General features: G+C 67.7%; 17 protein-coding genes and 1 pseudogene. 10 read left to right on the forward strand and 8 right to left on the reverse strand.

Annotated elements, in window-relative coordinates:
• The first annotated feature begins 109 nt into the window (after nucleotides 1-109).
• From QP166_RS03500 to QP166_RS03520, 5 genes are all read left to right on the forward strand, one after another.
• On the forward strand, nucleotides 110-328 hold the full coding sequence (locus QP166_RS03500; protein ID WP_333914651.1) for a hypothetical protein: 219 nt from the start codon (nucleotides 110-112) through the stop codon (nucleotides 326-328).
• Entirely contained in the window at nucleotides 325-447 is a 123-nt protein-coding gene (locus tag QP166_RS03505) for a hypothetical protein (protein WP_333914652.1), read from the forward strand. The genes QP166_RS03500 and QP166_RS03505 overlap by 4 nt, the downstream gene beginning before the upstream one ends.
• Nucleotides 441-1,391: an EAL domain-containing protein gene (locus tag QP166_RS03510; RefSeq protein ID WP_333914653.1), complete on the forward strand. Its 951-nt coding sequence runs from the start codon at nucleotides 441-443 to the stop codon at nucleotides 1,389-1,391. Before QP166_RS03505 ends, QP166_RS03510 begins: the two co-directional genes overlap by 7 nt.
• Nucleotides 1,388-3,763, forward strand: a complete 2,376-nt coding sequence (locus tag QP166_RS03515) for an ATP-binding protein (protein WP_333914654.1) — start codon at nucleotides 1,388-1,390, stop codon at nucleotides 3,761-3,763. The genes QP166_RS03510 and QP166_RS03515 overlap by 4 nt, the downstream gene beginning before the upstream one ends.
• A 62-nt stretch (nucleotides 3,764-3,825) precedes the next feature.
• Nucleotides 3,826-4,212, forward strand: a complete 387-nt coding sequence (locus QP166_RS03520) for a response regulator (RefSeq protein ID WP_159761048.1) — start codon at nucleotides 3,826-3,828, stop codon at nucleotides 4,210-4,212.
• A 45-nt stretch (nucleotides 4,213-4,257) separates the two neighbouring features.
• Here the strand turns inward: QP166_RS03520 and QP166_RS03525 are convergent.
• A pseudogene (locus tag QP166_RS03525) lies at nucleotides 4,258-5,093 on the reverse strand (class I SAM-dependent methyltransferase).
• A 48-nt stretch (nucleotides 5,094-5,141) separates the two neighbouring features.
• Here QP166_RS03525 and QP166_RS03530 point away from each other — a divergent pair.
• Genes QP166_RS03530 through QP166_RS03540 form a run of 3 tightly spaced genes read left to right on the forward strand, consistent with a single transcriptional unit; the run spans nucleotide 5,142 to nucleotide 6,592 of the window.
• Nucleotides 5,142-5,870, forward strand: coding sequence for a ComF family protein (locus QP166_RS03530; RefSeq protein WP_333914655.1), 729 nt, complete (start codon nucleotides 5,142-5,144; stop codon nucleotides 5,868-5,870).
• Between the two features lie 31 nt (nucleotides 5,871-5,901).
• Nucleotides 5,902-6,159, forward strand: a complete 258-nt coding sequence (gene grxC, locus QP166_RS03535) for a glutaredoxin 3 (RefSeq protein ID WP_333914656.1) — start codon at nucleotides 5,902-5,904, stop codon at nucleotides 6,157-6,159.
• Between the two features lie 7 nt (nucleotides 6,160-6,166).
• Nucleotides 6,167-6,592, forward strand: coding sequence for a DUF1178 family protein (locus tag QP166_RS03540; RefSeq protein ID WP_333914657.1), 426 nt, complete (start codon nucleotides 6,167-6,169; stop codon nucleotides 6,590-6,592).
• A gap of 114 nt (nucleotides 6,593-6,706) precedes the next feature.
• On the opposite strand, the gene QP166_RS03545 is transcribed toward QP166_RS03540, so the two are convergent.
• Nucleotides 6,707-7,369 carry an HAD-IA family hydrolase gene (locus QP166_RS03545; RefSeq protein ID WP_333914658.1) on the reverse strand — a complete coding sequence of 221 codons (663 nt, stop codon included), beginning with the start codon at nucleotides 7,367-7,369 and terminating at the stop codon, nucleotides 6,707-6,709.
• Nucleotides 7,366-9,024, reverse strand: a complete 1,659-nt coding sequence (gene leuA / locus QP166_RS03550) for a 2-isopropylmalate synthase (RefSeq protein ID WP_333914659.1) — start codon at nucleotides 9,022-9,024, stop codon at nucleotides 7,366-7,368. Before leuA ends, QP166_RS03545 begins: the two co-directional genes overlap by 4 nt.
• Before the next feature lie 238 nt (nucleotides 9,025-9,262).
• Here leuA and QP166_RS03555 point away from each other — a divergent pair, with 238 nt between their 5' ends.
• Nucleotides 9,263-9,652: a BLUF domain-containing protein gene (locus QP166_RS03555; RefSeq protein WP_333914660.1), complete on the forward strand. Its 390-nt coding sequence runs from the start codon at nucleotides 9,263-9,265 to the stop codon at nucleotides 9,650-9,652.
• A 68-nt stretch (nucleotides 9,653-9,720) separates the two neighbouring features.
• Nucleotides 9,721-10,086, forward strand: coding sequence for a hypothetical protein (locus QP166_RS03560; protein WP_333914661.1), 366 nt, complete (start codon nucleotides 9,721-9,723; stop codon nucleotides 10,084-10,086).
• 36 nt (nucleotides 10,087-10,122) lie between these two features.
• On the opposite strand, the gene QP166_RS03565 is transcribed toward QP166_RS03560, so the two are convergent.
• From QP166_RS03565 to ilvB, 5 genes are all read right to left on the reverse strand, one after another.
• Nucleotides 10,123-10,740, reverse strand: a complete 618-nt coding sequence (locus QP166_RS03565; protein WP_333914662.1) for a YceI family protein — start codon at nucleotides 10,738-10,740, stop codon at nucleotides 10,123-10,125.
• Nucleotides 10,741-10,834: 94 nt separating this feature from the next.
• On the reverse strand, nucleotides 10,835-11,560 hold the full coding sequence (locus QP166_RS03570) for a hypothetical protein (protein ID WP_333914663.1): 726 nt from the start codon (nucleotides 11,558-11,560) through the stop codon (nucleotides 10,835-10,837).
• 514 nt (nucleotides 11,561-12,074) lie between these two features.
• Entirely contained in the window at nucleotides 12,075-13,094 is a 1,020-nt protein-coding gene (gene ilvC, locus QP166_RS03575; RefSeq protein ID WP_333914664.1) for a ketol-acid reductoisomerase, read from the reverse strand.
• A gap of 126 nt (nucleotides 13,095-13,220) precedes the next feature.
• Entirely contained in the window at nucleotides 13,221-13,736 is a 516-nt protein-coding gene (gene ilvN / locus QP166_RS03580) for an acetolactate synthase small subunit (protein WP_333914665.1), read from the reverse strand.
• Nucleotides 13,737-13,884: 148 nt separating this feature from the next.
• Nucleotides 13,885-15,660 (reverse strand): biosynthetic-type acetolactate synthase large subunit, encoded by a 1,776-nt coding sequence (gene ilvB / locus QP166_RS03585; RefSeq protein ID WP_333914666.1) that lies wholly within the window; start codon nucleotides 15,658-15,660, stop codon nucleotides 13,885-13,887.
• Nucleotides 15,661-15,677: the final 17 nt, after the last annotated feature.

The raw sequence follows: 15,677 nt of genomic DNA on the forward strand, positions 1-15,677 counted from the left end.
GTACTTAAGAGATCGTTAGGCATGGCTCAATGGCGTTAACCCTTTATTCACCAACAGGAACCACCACTTAAGTCATTCTTCAAGAGTGGGTCCTACCAACGGCAAGGACATGGCCAGCCTGTTCCATCTTGCCCCGCTTACGCCGCCCGACGGCGAGATCGTGCTTCCGGCGCGGCGGCAGGGACGCGCCCTAATTAAATTGATGAATTTCAATGTGTTACGACGTGACATCGGCGTAGCAGGCGTGCGGCGGCTGGTCGATGTGCTGGCCTCACGGCTAGCACAGACGGTCCCGGAGGGGGCGTATCGCAGTCCGGACGCGACGTGATCGAGGTCGATTTCACCTCCTCCGCTCCCGACGCCTTGACGAAAATCATCGCCGATTGTCGCGCCGCCTGTGCCGCACCGGTGCAGATCGACGAATTTTTTGCGCGCCCAAATTGTTGATATCGGGTGCGATCGGCGCGGCCGATGCCGATTCGGCGCTGTTGATCGAACAGGCCGAGGCGGCGCTTGCGGAGGCCGAGCAGGCGGCGACATCGCCCACGCGACAGGCCGGTGGCGTCGAGGATATCGTCGTCGCCGGGCTCGAGGGCGCGCTCGATCGAGGCGAGATGGTGCTCCATTATCAGCCGAAGGTGCATATCCGTCGGCAAGCGATCGATTGCGTCGAGGCGTTGGTCCGGTGGCAGCATCCGGAACGCGGGCTGGTGCTGCCGGGCGATTTCATCCCGGCGACCGAGCGCGCACAACGCATGGAGCGGCTGACTTTATGGACGATCGCACAGGCGATCGCCGATCAGCGCGCCCTCCGCGCGCAGGGGCATGACCTGCGCATCTTCATCAACATGTCGGGCCATCTGCTCGCCGATGCCGAGTTCGTGCGGCTGGCCTGTGCGGCGATCACCGCCGCGCCCGACGCACGGCTCGGGTTCGAGGTTACCGAGACCTCGGTGATCCGCGATCCCAATGGGGCGATCGCGCACCTGCGCGAATTCGATCGCATCGGGGTGCGCATCTCGATCGACGATTATGGCGCGGGCCTGTCGAGCCTCGCCTATCTCAAGCAGCTCCCGGCGTGCGAGCTGAAGATCGACAAGCTCTTCGTCACCCAGCTCACCAGCTCGAACCGCGATCCGCTGATCGTGCGTTCGACGATCGACCTCGCCCATGCGCTCGACATGGAAGTGGTTGCCGAGGGGGTCGAGACGCAGGCGGCGCTGGCGCTGCTGTCGGTGATGGGGTGCGACATGGCGCAGGGCTATTTCATCAGCCCGCCGCTCGCCCCCGCGCCGCTCGCGGCGTTCCTCGCCGCGGAACAGCATCGTCAGGCGACGCAGGACGTGCGCGGATCGTTCACGCGCCGCGCCGCCGGATGGAAGCGCGGATGATGCGCACGGTGCGGATCGCGCTCGGCGCCATCCTCGTCGCACTGCTGGCCGGAAACACGCCCGCCGCTGCCACCCCGGCAGATGCCGCGGCGATCGAACAGCGGATGGCGAGCGATCCCGAAGCGGCGCTGGCGATGGCGCAGAAGGCGCGTGCGCGACTGTCGCCGACGATGCTGCGCTCGGCAGACGGTGCGGCCTTGCTATGGCTGGCCGGGGAGGCGCAGGTTCGCGTCGGTGACCCTCGCGGCGGGTTGCGCACGCTCGAACAGGCGCGCGAGATCGCCACCCGCGTCCCGACGCCCGCGCGATTGCTCGCCGACATCACCCTGTCGCAGGGGAGCGCGCTGACCGATGCCGGGCAGGTCGCCGACGCGCTGACGACGTTGCAGCGCGCGCACCGCATGTTCGTCGCGCTGCACGATCTCCGCAGCCAGTCGCGCGCGCTGATCCTCGTCGCGTTGCTTTATGCCAGCGCGCAGGATCATCTGACCGCGCTGCGCTATTTCGATCAGGTCGAGGATGGCCATCCCACCGATCTGGGGCTGGCGATGGCGGTCGACAGCGGGCGCGGCAACGCCTTGCTCGCGCTCGGACGCTTTACGGAGGCGCAAGGCGAGTTCCGGGAGGCACTGGCCGCAGCGCGCAGCCTGCGCAGCGGGCCGGTGATCGCGCAATCGCTCGGTGACCTGTCGCTGGCGCAAATGCGCAGCGGCGATCTCGCTGGTGCGGCGCGTAGCGTCGAAGCGGCATTGGCGGTGGCGCGCCGCCCGGACGCCTCGGTCATTCGGCCGCAATTGCTGGCCGCTGCGGCAGATGTGGCGCTGCGCCGCGGCGACCTCGCCCGCGCGCGTCGGCTCGTCGAAGAACGTTTCCAGGCGGTCGATCTGACGCATACGACCCTGACCGATCGCCATGCGCACGACGTCGCCTATCGCACCTTCGTCGCCAACGGCGATCCGGCGGCGGCGCTGCCGCATCTGGCCGCCGTCCAGCGGCTCGACGCACAGGCGACCGAGATCGCCCGCTCCACCAGCGCGGCGCTTGCCGCCGGGCGCTTCGACTATGCCAATCAGGAATTGCGGATCACCCGACTGAAGGCGGCGGGATTGGCGCGCACGATCGCCTACCAGCGCGCCACCGCGCGGTCGGAGCGGTTGATCCTGTACGGTGTCGCCGGCGCGACGTTGCTGGTGATCGCCATGCTCGCGACCGGGCTCGCGCTGATCGGGCGCAGCCGCAACCGCGAGCGCGACGCCAACCGCGATCTGGCGGCGAGCAACGCGCAGTTGGAAAAGCTCTCGCAGGCCAAGACCGAGTTCCTCGCCACCACCAGCCACGAGATCCGCACGCCGCTCAACGGCATCCTCGGCATGACGCAGGTGATGATCGCCGACAAGTCGCTCGACGCGACGGTCCGCGAGCGGCTCAACGTCGTCCATGCCGCCGGGCAGACGATGCGGGCATTGGTCGACGACATCCTCGACATGGCGAAGATCGAGACCGGGCGACTGACGCTGGAGAGCGCCCCGTTCGACCTTCATGCGACGATCGACGATGCGGCCCGGTTGTGGCGCGATCCCGCGCTGGCGAAAGGCTTGCGGTTCGAGGTCGACACGGTCGACGCGCCGCACTGGATCGTCGGCGATGCGGCCCGCTTGCGGCAGATCGTCTTCAACCTGCTGTCGAACGCGGTCAAGTTCACCGAAAGCGGGCTCGTCTCGCTGCGTGTCGCGTCGGCACAAGGACGTTTGCTCGTCAGCGTCACCGATCACGGCATCGGCATGGACGGCGCGACGCAGCGGATCATCTTCGAATCGTTCCGCCAGGCCGATGCCAGCACCACGCGCCGCTTCGGTGGCACCGGGCTGGGGCTGTCGATCTGCCGCAATCTCGCGCGCGCGATGGGCGGTGACGTGACGGTGGAGAGCCAGCTTGGGGAGGGCTCACGCTTCACGCTCGATCTGCCGCTGGTCGCCGCCGACGCCCCTGCCGAGGTCGTCACATCTGGCGGCCTGCTGATCGTCGAGCGCCAGCCGATCGCGCGCGCGATGCTGCGGTCGTTGTTCGCCGCCCACCCGGTCGTCACCTTCTGCGATGCCGATGACGCGCTGGCGCGCGTTGCCGAGGTGCGTCCGCAGGTGGTGCTGATCGACGCCGGCACCTTCGGCCGCGTACCCGCCGACCTCGCCGCGCTGGTCGACGCCGCGGACGGTGCGCGGGTCGCGTTGCTCGGCCCCAAGCTGACCGACGAGGAGCGTTACGAGCTGTATCGCTCTGGCATCACAAATGTTATCGAAAAGCCTGTTCCCAAACAGGTGTTGGTGGACGCTATAGGTGCCATGCTCAGGCACCCTGTCAGGGATGCCGCGTAACGGGTATGAACGGTCGGCGCATTCGCCACCGTGCATCAGCTAGGAAGATTGAAATGGCGGCGATGACGGTGCTGTTCATCGAGGATGACAGGATGAACCGTCGGGTCGTGCGCGACATGCTGGACGTCGCCGATGTCGAGATGGTCGAGGCCGAGAGTGCCGAGATCGGCCTGGCGCTGATCGACGAGCATGATTTCGCGATCGCGCTGATCGACTTGCGGATGCCGGGCATGGACGGGCTTACCGCGATCGGCCACATCCGCGCCCGCACCGACGCCAAGGCGCGGCTGCCGATCATCGTCGTCACCGCCGACACCGCGGTCGACCTGCGCCAGCGCTGCGTCGCGGCCGGCGCGAACGACGTGATCTTCAAGCCGGTGGCGATGGACGAGTTGTTCGACGCAATGGGCCGCCTGCTCGCCGAAGACGGCGACGCCGCGCTGATCTGATCGCGCTCCCATCCCGGACATGATCCGGGATACGCTTGCTGCCTCTTACGCCTGCGGCCGCAGCGCAGCCGCCAGCGACGCCCCCGCACTGCCGCGCCGCGCCGGCTTGGGCTGATCGGGGAGGGTGACCAGCCGGTCAGAAAGATCATGTCGAATCGCTCCTCCGTCCGCCCGTCCGGCGCCGCCCGCGCCGCGAACGCCGCCGCCGCGCGCGCCAGCACGTCGCGGCGCAACGGATGACGCGTGGCGAGCACGTTGGCCGCCGCCATCCCGCGCAGATCGTCGAGCAACCGCCCGAACGAACCATACCGCACGGTCAGCGTCTCGCTGTCGGCGACCGGCAGCGTCAGTCCGGCGCGCACCAAAAGGTCGCCGGCCGAGCGAAGGTCGACCTGCGGATGCAGCCGCGCCACCGGACGCTCGCCCTCGGCCTCGCGCAACACCGCGCGCAGCGTCGAGAGGCTGTTCCCGCCGACGAACGCGCCCAGGAACAGGCCGTCCGGCCGCAAGGTCCGCCGGATCAAGGTCAGCGCGCCGGGCAGGTCGCCGACGCTGTCGAGCGTCCCCGCCGCGACCACCAGGTCGAACGCGCCGTCCGCGAACGGCAGTCGATCCTCGTCGCCCTGCACCCCGCCCGCAGACCGCGCGAACGCAAAGCCCGGATCGAACCGCGCGACCCGTGATCCTGCGGGCGGCACGAAGGACGCATCGAAACAGCCGAGATCGAGCACATCGGTAAATTCGCGCTTCACCGCGCCCAACCGGTCGACGATCCCCTCGACCATCGCGGCGCGCAGAAAATCGTGGTCGGCGTAGCCGCTTGCGGCGCGGTCGCGACGAAGACGGCGCGCGGTGCGGTCGAAGATGTCGGGGGAGACCATGATGCCGGCGGCTTGTGCCCGTTCGCGGCGCGCGCCACAAGGTCGGGCGTGCCGCCCCGTCTGCTCGCCCTCGGCCTACTCGATCTTGTCCTGCCGCCGCGCTGCCCCGGCTGCGGCGCGACCGTCGCAGGGCAGGGGCGCTTCTGCGCATCCTGTTGGTCGAGCCTGCGCTTCCTCGGTCCGCCCTGGTGCGCAGGCTGCAACGTGCCGTTCGCGTTCGATCGCGGCGAGGATGCGTTGTGCGCCACCTGTCTCGCCGATCCGCCCGCCCATGCCGGTGTCCGCGCGGCGGTCGGCTATGGCGATGTCGCGCGCACCGTCGTCTTGCGGCTCAAGTACGGCGGCCGCCCCTTCTACGCCGCGACGATGGCGGCGCTGATGCTACGCCATCTGCCCCCGGAGGCGGCGCGGCTGATCCCGGTCCCGCTGCATCGCCGCCGGTTATGGTCCCGCGGCTACAATCAGGCGGCACTGATCGCGACGGCTTTGGGCACGCGCGCGAACCTGCCCGTCGACGTGCACGCGCTGCAACGCCATCGCGCGACCCCACCGCTCCGCGACCGGTCCGCGCGCGAGCGGCGCGCGACGGTCGCGGGAGCATTTCGTGTGACTGCGCGTGGCCGGGAGGCGGTGCGCGGCGCGTCGCTGGTGCTCGTCGACGACGTCTATACCAGCGGCGCGACCGCCGAGGCGTGCGTGAAGGCGCTGCGTCGCGCCGGGGCGGCGTCGGTCACGATCCTCGCCTGGGCGCGCGTGCTCGACGGCGCAAGCGATTGACAGCCGGGGTCGTCGCTCACACCTAGGGGCGATGGCACAGGTCGAGATCTACACCAAAGCATTCTGTCCTTATTGCGCGCGCGCGATGAACCTGCTGGCGTCGAAGGACGTCGCGGCGGAAGAGACGGACATCGGCATGAACACCGCCAAGCGCGGCGAGATGATCGAGCGCGCCGGTGGCCGCACCACCGTTCCGCAGATTTTCATCGACGGCACGCACGTCGGCGGCTCCGACGACCTCGCCGCGCTGGAGCGTGCGGGCAAGCTCGACGCGCTGCTCGGCCGCTGACGATGCGATGATCGTCTTCGATCTGCGGTGCGCGCGCGAAGGCCATGTGTTCGAGGCATGGTTCGCGTCGTCGGCCGCCTATGACGACCAGCGTGCGCGCGGGTTGCTGGCGTGCCCGTCGTGCGGCGCGGCGGAGATCGACAAGGCGGTGATGGCGCCCAATGTCGCGCCGAAGGGCAATCGCGGCGTCGCGCCCGCCGAGGCCAAGGCGTTGCTCGCCAAGATCGCAGAGGCGCAACGTTGCGCGCTGTCGGGATCGCGCTGGGTCGGCGGCGACTTCGCCGCCGAGGCGCGCGCGATGCACGTCGGCGACAAGCCCGACGCGCCGATCCACGGCCAGGCCAGCCTCGCGGAGGCGAAGCAACTCGCCGAGGAAGGCGTCCCGATCGCACCGCTTCCGCTGCCGGTGACACCGCCGGAGACGGTGAACTAGCGAGTTTCCGCCGTCATTCCCGCGAAGGTGGGAATCCAGAACCTCTGACGGCGCGACTCTTGCGATAACCTGCGCGTCTGGATTCCCGCCTTCGCGGGAAGGACGGCGGCGGGCTCAGTCCGCCGCCACCACCCGTTCGTGCAGCAACAATCCGCCGTCCTCCGCGACCTCTACCGACAGCGCCCCATAATCCTCGATGCTGCGATGCGCCGTCTCCAGCGGCGCATGATGCGTCGCGGTGACGACCATCACGTCCGCGCCCGCTGCCTCGCCCGCCGCGATCCCGGCTGGCGCATCTTCCCACACCAGACAGTCGCTTGCCGCCACGCCCAGCCGCTCGGCGGCGAGCAGGAAGCAGTCGGGCGCGGGCTTGCCGCGCTCGATGTCGTCGGCCGTCACCATCACCGCCGGTGCTGCCAGGCCGGCTGCGCGCAATCGCACTTCGGCCAGGGAACGCGGCGCGGACGTGACGATCGCCCAGCGTTCCGCCGGCAGGGCGCGCGTGAACGCCGCCGCACCGGGGATCTCGACCACATCGGCGACATCGTCGATCTCGGCCTGCAACAATGCCTCGAACTCTGCCTGCGGATCGACGCCCGGCGGCGCGAAGCGGCGGATCGTCTCGATGGCGCGGACGCCGTGCATCACCGCCATCAGCGCGTCGACGTCGATCGCGTGCTTTTCCGCCCAAGCCGTCCAGGCACGGATCGCCGAGGGGATGCTGTTGATCAGCGTCCCGTCCATGTCGAACAGGAAGGCGGCGTAGCGGCGGGTCATGCGCGGTTCGCCGCGGAGAGCACCGCGCGGACGCTGGCGGTGGCGATGTCGCTGTCGATCCCGACGCCCCACACGGTCCGTCCATCGCCGGTCTGGCATTCGAGATAGGCGACCGCCTGCGCCGTCGCGCCATGGCCGATCGCATGTTCGCTATAGTCGACGACGTCCAGATCGGGGCCGGTGCTGTCGGCCAGCGCCGCGATCACGCCCGAGATCAAGCCGTTGCCGCGCCCCGACAGCGAGCGTTCCTCACCGTCGATCGCGACCCGTCCGACGAACACGCGCTCTCCGGTCGCGCCGGTTTCCTCATAGTCGCGCAGCACGAACCGGTCGCCGTCGCCCGGCAGATACGCCGTCTCGAACGCACCCCAGATGTCGGCGGCGTTCAGCTCGCGGCTGCTCTCGTCGGCCAGCGCCTGCACGTGGCGGCTGAAGTCGGCCTGCATCCGCTTGGGCAGCTTCAGCCCCTTGTCCTGCTCCAGCACCCAGGCAACACCGCCCTTGCCGCTTTGCGAGTTGACGCGGATCACCGCCTCGTAACTGCGGCCCAGATCGGCGGGATCGATCGGCAAGTACGGGACCTCCCACAAGGTATCGTTGCGCGCGGCCTGTGCGGCAAAGCCCTTCTTGATCGCGTCCTGATGGCTGCCCGAAAAAGCGGTGAAAACCAGATCGCCCGCATAGGGCGTGCGCGGATGCACCGGGATGTTCGTCGCATATTCGACCGTCTTCACGATCTCGTCAATGTTCGACAGGTCGAGCTGCGGGTCGGTCCCTTGCGTGTACATGTTGAGCGCCACGGTTACGAGATCGCAATTGCCGGTCCGCTCGCCATTGCCGAGCAGGCATCCCTCGACGCGGTCTGCGCCCGCCATCAACCCCAGTTCCGCTGCCGCGACCCCGGTGCCACGATCGTTGTGCGTGTGGAGCGAGATCACCACCGCGTCGCGGTTGGGGATGTTGCGCCCGAACCATTCGATCTGGTCGGCATAGACGTTCGGCGTCGCGCATTCGACCGTCGCGGGCAGGTTGAGGATGATCGGCGACTCCACAGTGGGGCGCAGCACCTCCATCACCGCCGCGCAAACCTCGACCGAGAAATCCAGCTCGGCGGTCGAGAAGGTTTCCGGCGAGTATTCGAACTGCCAGCGCGTGTTCGGGCGCTTGGCCGCTTCGTCGCGCAGCACCTTCGCCCCATCCACCGCGATCTTCCTCACCTCGTCCCGCGTCATCCCGAACACGATCTTGCGCCATGCCGGGCTGACCGCATTATAGACGTGGACGATCGCGGTCTTCGCGCCCTCCAGGCTTTCGAAGCTGCGCTCGATCAGATCGCGCCGCGATTGCGTCAGCACCTGGATGGAGACATCGTCGGGAACGCGCCCATCGCGGACCAATCCGCTGATGAAGTCGAATTCGGTCGCGCCCGCGCTGGGGAAGCCGACCTCGATCTCCTTCAATCCCACCTTCACCAGCAGGTCGAAGAAGCGCGTCTTCTTCTCGGCATCCATCGGATCGATCAGCGCCTGATTGCCGTCGCGCAGGTCGGTCGACAGCCAGCGCGGGGCACGCGCGATCGTGGTCGACGGCCAGCGTCGATCGGGCAGGTCGATGGTCGGAAACGGACGATATTTCTGGCTAGGATCGCGCAACATCACGGGCTCTCTTGTGCAGGAGCATCAGGGAAGGTCGGAAAAGCCCTTAGGCGCGTCGCGCGTGCGATGCACGCGTCGGAGTGTCCGCGCCTAAGGGCGCGTAAGTCGCAGAAGGAGGGCCGGACGGCGCGTCATCGTTGCCGTGCCTAGCCCGCGACAATGCCCACTGTCCAGTGCGGCGGTCCGGTTGAGGAAAAGCAAGACTTCACGGTCATTAACGGCGGTTACAGGAGTTTGTATGTTGCAGATCGTCTATATCAGCACGGCAACGGGCGCGGTCGACACCGCCGCGATCCTCGCCACGTCGCGTCGTAACAACACGCGCGATGGCTTGACCGGCCTCCTCTACACCAATGGCAAGCGCTTCCTGCAGGTGCTCGAGGGCGAAACGGCGAATGTCGAGCGGGCGCTGGCGCGGATCGACGCCGATTCACGGCATCGTGCGATGGTGGTGCTTTCGTCGCGCGACGTGTCTGCACGTGAATTCGGGGCCTGGGCGATGGCCGAACGCGTCGCGGGCGACGATGCCGACGCCTTCGTGGCGCGCGTCCGTGCGCTGGTCGCGCAGGCGTCGCCTTCGGTCCGCGCAACCTTCGACGGCTTCGTCCAGCTCCACCGCGCGGCCTGAGATCATCGCTTGCCCGCCGCTCGGCAGGGCGTAATAATTTTCCCCGAAAAACAAGGGGGAGGGTGACGATGCGAACGATCATCATGGCTGCGGCGATCGCGACGGCCGCCGCAAGCGCAGCAGCGGCGGCGCAGACGGGCGACTATGGACCGGCGTTGCGCCGGATGCTGACCGAGACGGCGGGTGGGCGCTGCCCCGACGATCTGATGGCCGAGCCGCTGCTGTCGGCATGTCGCGCGCAATTGCCGCAGATGCAGCCCGGCCTGACGGCGCTCGGCGCGATCGGCGACCTGTCGTTCATCAAGGCCGAAGGTGACGGCGATACGCGCGTCGAAACCTATGCGGTCAAGTTCGCGGGCGGAAAGACCGCGATCTGGAGCATCGGCCACCGCAAGGACGGCAAGTTCGGCGCGGCCTACTCGCTCGGGCAGTGAGGCCCGGCCCCGCGCGTCGCGGGGCCGGGAACATGGTCAGGCGGTGAACGCCGCCTGCACCGTCAGCTTGACGTTGTCGGACACCACCGGCGCGGCATAGCCGAGCCCGAAGTCGCTGCGCTTGATCGTGCCGGTGCCGGTGAAGCCGAAGTTGACCTTCTTGCTCATCGGGTTGGAGCCCGCACCGACGAAGGAGACATCAAGCGCGACCGGCTTGGTGACGCCCTTGATCGTCAGATTGCCCTTCAGCGTCGCGCGGTTTGGCCCACGCGCCGTCACCGAGGTCGAGACGAAGCGCGCTGTCGGGTTGGCCGCAGCGTCGAAGAAATCCCCCGACTTGAGGTGCTTGGCAAACTGCGCCGAGGTCGTCGACAGTTCGTCGATCGCGAAGGTCACGTCGACCTTGGTCGCGGCCGGCTTTTTCGGGTCGATCGTGATCGAGCCGCCCTGCGCGCCGAACTGGCCCTGCAGCATCGAGAAGCCCATGTGGTTGACCTCCCACGTCACCTGCGTGTGCGCGGGGTCGACCTGATAAGTGCCGGCGGCGACGCGCGCCGCCTGCGGCTGGCCGGGCTGCTGCTGGGTGGTCGCGAGCTGTGCGACGGCGGGAACCGCGAGCGTCGTGGCGAGAACGGCGGCGATGATCGGACGCATGTTATTGATCCTCCTGTTGTACTTGTCGTTGCACCACAGTTTCGCGTCGTTGCGAAGACGCTGCGCGCGAAACGGATCATTTCGCGGCCGGTCGCTATTGGCCTTCCGGTTCCGGTCCGTCCTCCGGACCGCCGGTCGGCACGATGTCGAAGCGGATCCGCACCCACGCGCCGATCAACTCGGTCCCGCCCTTGCGCGGCGGCCGCACGAGGAACTGCCACGCCGCCTGCCGCAGCGCGCGCCCGATCCCGGAACCCGGCGACTCGCCCAGTTCGCGGCAATCCTCGACATGGAAGCGCGGCGCGGTCCGGCACGCCACCATGCCCCAGCCGGTCTTGCCGCGGGGCATGTACGGCTGGGTCTCGGCGGGGCGCGGGCGGCGATACCATTCGGCGGCGTAGAGCGGCTCGCCGCCCGGCCCCAGGCCGACCGTCTGCGTGTCGTCGCCGCGCCCGCTGTCACCACGCCCGCTCGCGGACGGACCGGCGGTGCCCTTGATCGTCCCGATGTCCGAGGCGGCGAAGTCGACGTGGTTGAGGATCATCACGCCGGGCAGGTGCAGCGGCTGTTCGGGAAGTGGTGGCGCCGGCACCGGGCGCGGCGTGACGACGCGCGGCGGGGTGATTTCGCTGCGGGTCGGCGCCGCCTGCTGGCGCTGCGCCTTCTGCGTCTCGGATTTCTGTTGCTTGGCGCCCTCGTTGCGCACGTCGAAGCTGACCAGCCGCCGCCCGTCGCCGAAGTCGCCGTGCACGACCCCGCCCATGGTCAGCAACGCGAGGATGATCGCGATCGCGATGCCGATCGCCAGCAGCACCGACACGACGCGGCTGCCCGTGTCTTGACGGGTCCGGTACGACGAAGCTCGGTACGTCGCCGTCCGCATGAGCGCGCGAGTACAGGAGCCGGCCGCAGGCGGCAATCGGGTTCCGGGTTACAAAGCGGTTAGGTGGGGCAGGGGGCTGACGCGGAGATCGTCATTCCCGCGGAGGGCGGAGATCAAGACTTAGGTGGCGGGATGAGCCCATGCCGAAATCGTCATCCCCGCGGAGGGCGGGGATCCAGACTTAGGTCGGGGGTGAGCCAACGCCGAAATCGTCATCCCCGCGGAGGCGGAGATCCAGACGCGCGGGTTCTCGTAAAGGCCGCTACGTCAAAGGTTCTGGATTCCCGCCTGCGCGGGAATGACGAAGGGACTAGGGGAAGGGCGGGGGCATCGCGTCCCACCCGCCGGCCCGTCGGACCCGGCAAAGCCGGGCCCTATGGGCCGGCTCTGCCGTGCCGGCCGAGCTTGGGCGAGCGAGGACGCAGCCTTGCTGCGACTTGCCGCCCTTCGCTTAGTTCTTGTCCTTGTCCACCAGCTTGTTCGCGCCGATCCACGGCATCATCGCGCGCAGCTCCGCACCGGTCTTCTCGATCTGATGCGCCGCCGCCGCCTTGCGCGCCGCCTTCAGCTCGGGCTGCCCCGCACGGTTGTCGAGCACGAAGTTCTTCACGAAACGCCCCGACTGAATGTCGGCCAGCACGCGCTTCATTTCCTTCTTCGTCTCGTCGGTGATGATCCGCGGACCCGTGACGATGTCGCCATATTCGGCGGTGTTCGAGATCGAGTAGCGCATGTTCGCGATCCCGCCCTCGTACAGCAGGTCGACGATCAGCTTCGTCTCGTGCAGGCATTCGAAATACGCCATTTCCGGCGCATAGCCGGCCTCGACCAGCGTCTCGAACCCGGCCTGGATCAGATGGGTCACGCCGCCGCACAGCACCGCCTGCTCGCCGAACAGGTCGGTCTCGCACTCTTCCTTGAAGTTCGTCTCGATGATGCCCGAGCGACCGCCGCCGACGCCGCTTGCATAGGCCAGCGCCACGTCATGCGCATTGCCGCTCGCGTCCTGGTGGATCGCGATCAGGCATGGCACGCCGCCGCCGCGCACGTACTCGCTGCGCACGGTGTGGCCGGGGCCCTTCGGCGCGATCATGATGACGTCGATGTCCGCCGGCGGCTCGATCAGCCCGAAGTGGACGTTCAGCCCGTGCGCGAACGCCAGCGCGCTGCCCGGCTTCATCCGGCCCTTGATGTCGTCCTCATAGATCGCGGCCTGATGCTCGTCGGGGGCGAGGATCATCAGGATGTCGGCCCATGCCGCGGCATCCTTGGTGCTCATCACCTTGAAGCCCGCACCCTCGGCCTTCTTCGCGGTCGCCGAACCCTCGCGCAGCGCGATCGCGACCTCGGCGATGCCGGAGTCGCGCAGGTTCTGCGCATGGGCGTGGCCCTGCGAGCCATAACCGACGATGGCGATCTTCTTGCCGGTGATGAGATTCAGATCGGCGTCGCGATCGTAATAGACCTTCATGATATTCTACTCCCTTCTTCGTCGCCCCGGCCTTGCTCCGGGGTCCCGCTTTTCGCCAGCGTGGCAGAAGAAGCGGGACCCCGGATCAAGTCCGGGGTGACGTGGTGTTGATGAAAAAACGAAAACTCAGGCCGCGTCCTTGCCGCGGGCGATCGCGACCACGCCGGTGCGCGCGACCTCGATCAGGCCGACCTCTCCCATCAGCTCGACGAACTTGTCGATTTTCTCGATCCCGCCCGTCACTTCGAACACGAAGCTGCTGGTCGTCGCATCGACCACGCGCGCGCGATAGACCTCGGCGAGCCGCAGCGCCTCGATCCGGTGGTCGCCGGTGCCGCGCACCTTGACCAGCGCCAGCTCGCGCTCGACGTGATCGCCCTCGGCGGTCAGGTCGTGCACGCGGTGGACGGGCACCAGCCGGTCGAGCTGCGCGACGATCTGCTCCAGCGTCGCCGGGCTGGCGCTGGTAACGATCGTGATGCGGCTGACCGCCTTGTCGGCGGTGATCTCGCTGACCGTCAGGCTCTCGATATTATAGCCGCGCGCGGTGAACAGCCCGGCGATCCGCGCCAGGATGCCCGGCTCGTTGTCGACGATCACCGCCAGCGTGTGGCGTTCGGCTTTCTCTTCACGGATATGCATTCGTCGTCCTTCTCCCCTCCCTTTCAAGGGAGGGGGCGGGGTGGGTGGCGTCCTGGGGATGTACGGAGGGCGAGGCGCACCAGGCGCCGTATCGCGAGCACTCCACCCACCCCCAGCCCCTCCCTTGAAAGGGAGGGGAGTGGAAGGATCAAACCAGCGCCTTGGCCTCGTCGTCCATCGTCCCGCTGACCTCGTTGGCCTGCAGGATCATGTCGGTATGCGCCGCGCCGCTCGGGATCATCGGGAAGCAATTGGCGAGCTTGGCCACCATGCAATCCACCATCACCGGTCCATCATGCGCGAGCATGTCCGCGATCCCGGCCTCCAGTTGGTCGGACCGCTCGATGCGGATGCCCTTCCAGCTATAGGCCTCGGCCAGCTTCACGAAATCGGGCAGCGAGTCCGAATAGCTCTCGGCATAGCGGCTCTCATAGGTCAGCTCCTGCCACTGGCGGACCATCCCCATATATTCGTTGTTGAGGATGAACACCTTGACCGGCAGGCGATATTGCGTCGCCGTCGCCAGCTCCTGGATGTTCATCTGGATCGAGGCTTCGCCCGCGATATCGATGACCAGGGCATTCGGGTTGCCGAGCTGCGCACCGATCGCGGCGGGCAGGCCGTAGCCCATCGTGCCGAGCCCACCGCTCGTCAGCCACTTGTTCGGCAGATCGAAGCCGAAATGCTGCGCGGCCCACATCTGGTGCTGGCCGACCTCGGTGGTGATGATCGGCTGGCGACGATGCGTGGCGTCGTACAGCGCACGGACGGCGCGCTGCGGCATGATCTCCCCGTTCATTGAATTGGGCCCGTTCTCGGGGAATTCGAGACACTTGACCGCACGCCAGCCCTCGATGCGGCGCTGCCATTCGGTCGTGTCGGGCTTGGGATGCTGGCGCGCCTTCCAGACGTGGATCATGTCCTGCATCGCATGGCCGGCATCGGCGACGATCGCGAGGTCGATCCGCACCGTCTTGTTGATGCTCGACCGGTCGATGTCGATATGCACCTTGCGGCTGTTCGGGGAGAAGGCGTCGAGCCGCCCCGTCACGCGATCGTCGAAGCGCGAGCCGATCGCGACGACCAGGTCCGCCTGGTTCATCGCCATGTTCGCTTCATAGGTGCCGTGCATCCCCAGCATCCCGAGCCATTGCGGCCCGGTGGCGGGATAGGCACCCAGACCCATCAACGTCGAGGTGACCGGCGCGCCGGTGATCTTCGCCAGTTCCTGCAACAGCTGCGCCGCTGCCGGGCCCGAATTGATGACCCCGCCACCGGTGTAGAGCACCGGGCGTTCGGCGGCCGCGAGCATGTCGACGACCTGCTCGATCGCGGCGCGATCGGCCTTGATCTGCGGACGATAGGTCTTGTGCTGGATCGGGCCGGGCTTGGCATAGCTGGCGGTCGCGACCTGCACGTCCTTGGGGATGTCGACCACCACCGGGCCGGGGCGTCCCGAGGTGGCGATATGGAACGCCTCGTGGATGACCGGGCCGAGCCGCGCCGGATCCTTCACGAGATAATTGTGCTTCGAGCAGTGACGCGTGATGCCGACGGTGTCGGCCTCCTGGAACGCGTCCGATCCGATCAACGCGGTCGGCACCTGCCCGGTGATGACCACCATCGGAATCGAATCGAGCAGCGCGTCGGTGATCCCGGTGACCGCATTGGTCGCACCCGGACCGGACGTGACCAGTACCACGCCGGGCCTGCCCGTCGAACGCGCATAGCCTTCCGCGGCATGGGTGGCGGCCTGTTCGTGACGCACGAGGATGTGCCGAATCCGCTTAGACCGGAACAAGGCGTCGTAGATCGGCAGGACGGCACCGCCCGGATAGCCGAACACGACCTCCACGCCGAGATCGCACAGCGCCTCGACCAGGATGTCTGCTCCGCTCTTCTCGGTCACGTCACGTCTCCTCATTGGGGAAGGGGCAAGCG

Source organism: Sphingomonas sp. LR60 (assembly GCF_036855935.1).
Lineage (GTDB): Bacteria > Pseudomonadota > Alphaproteobacteria > Sphingomonadales > Sphingomonadaceae > Sphingomonas.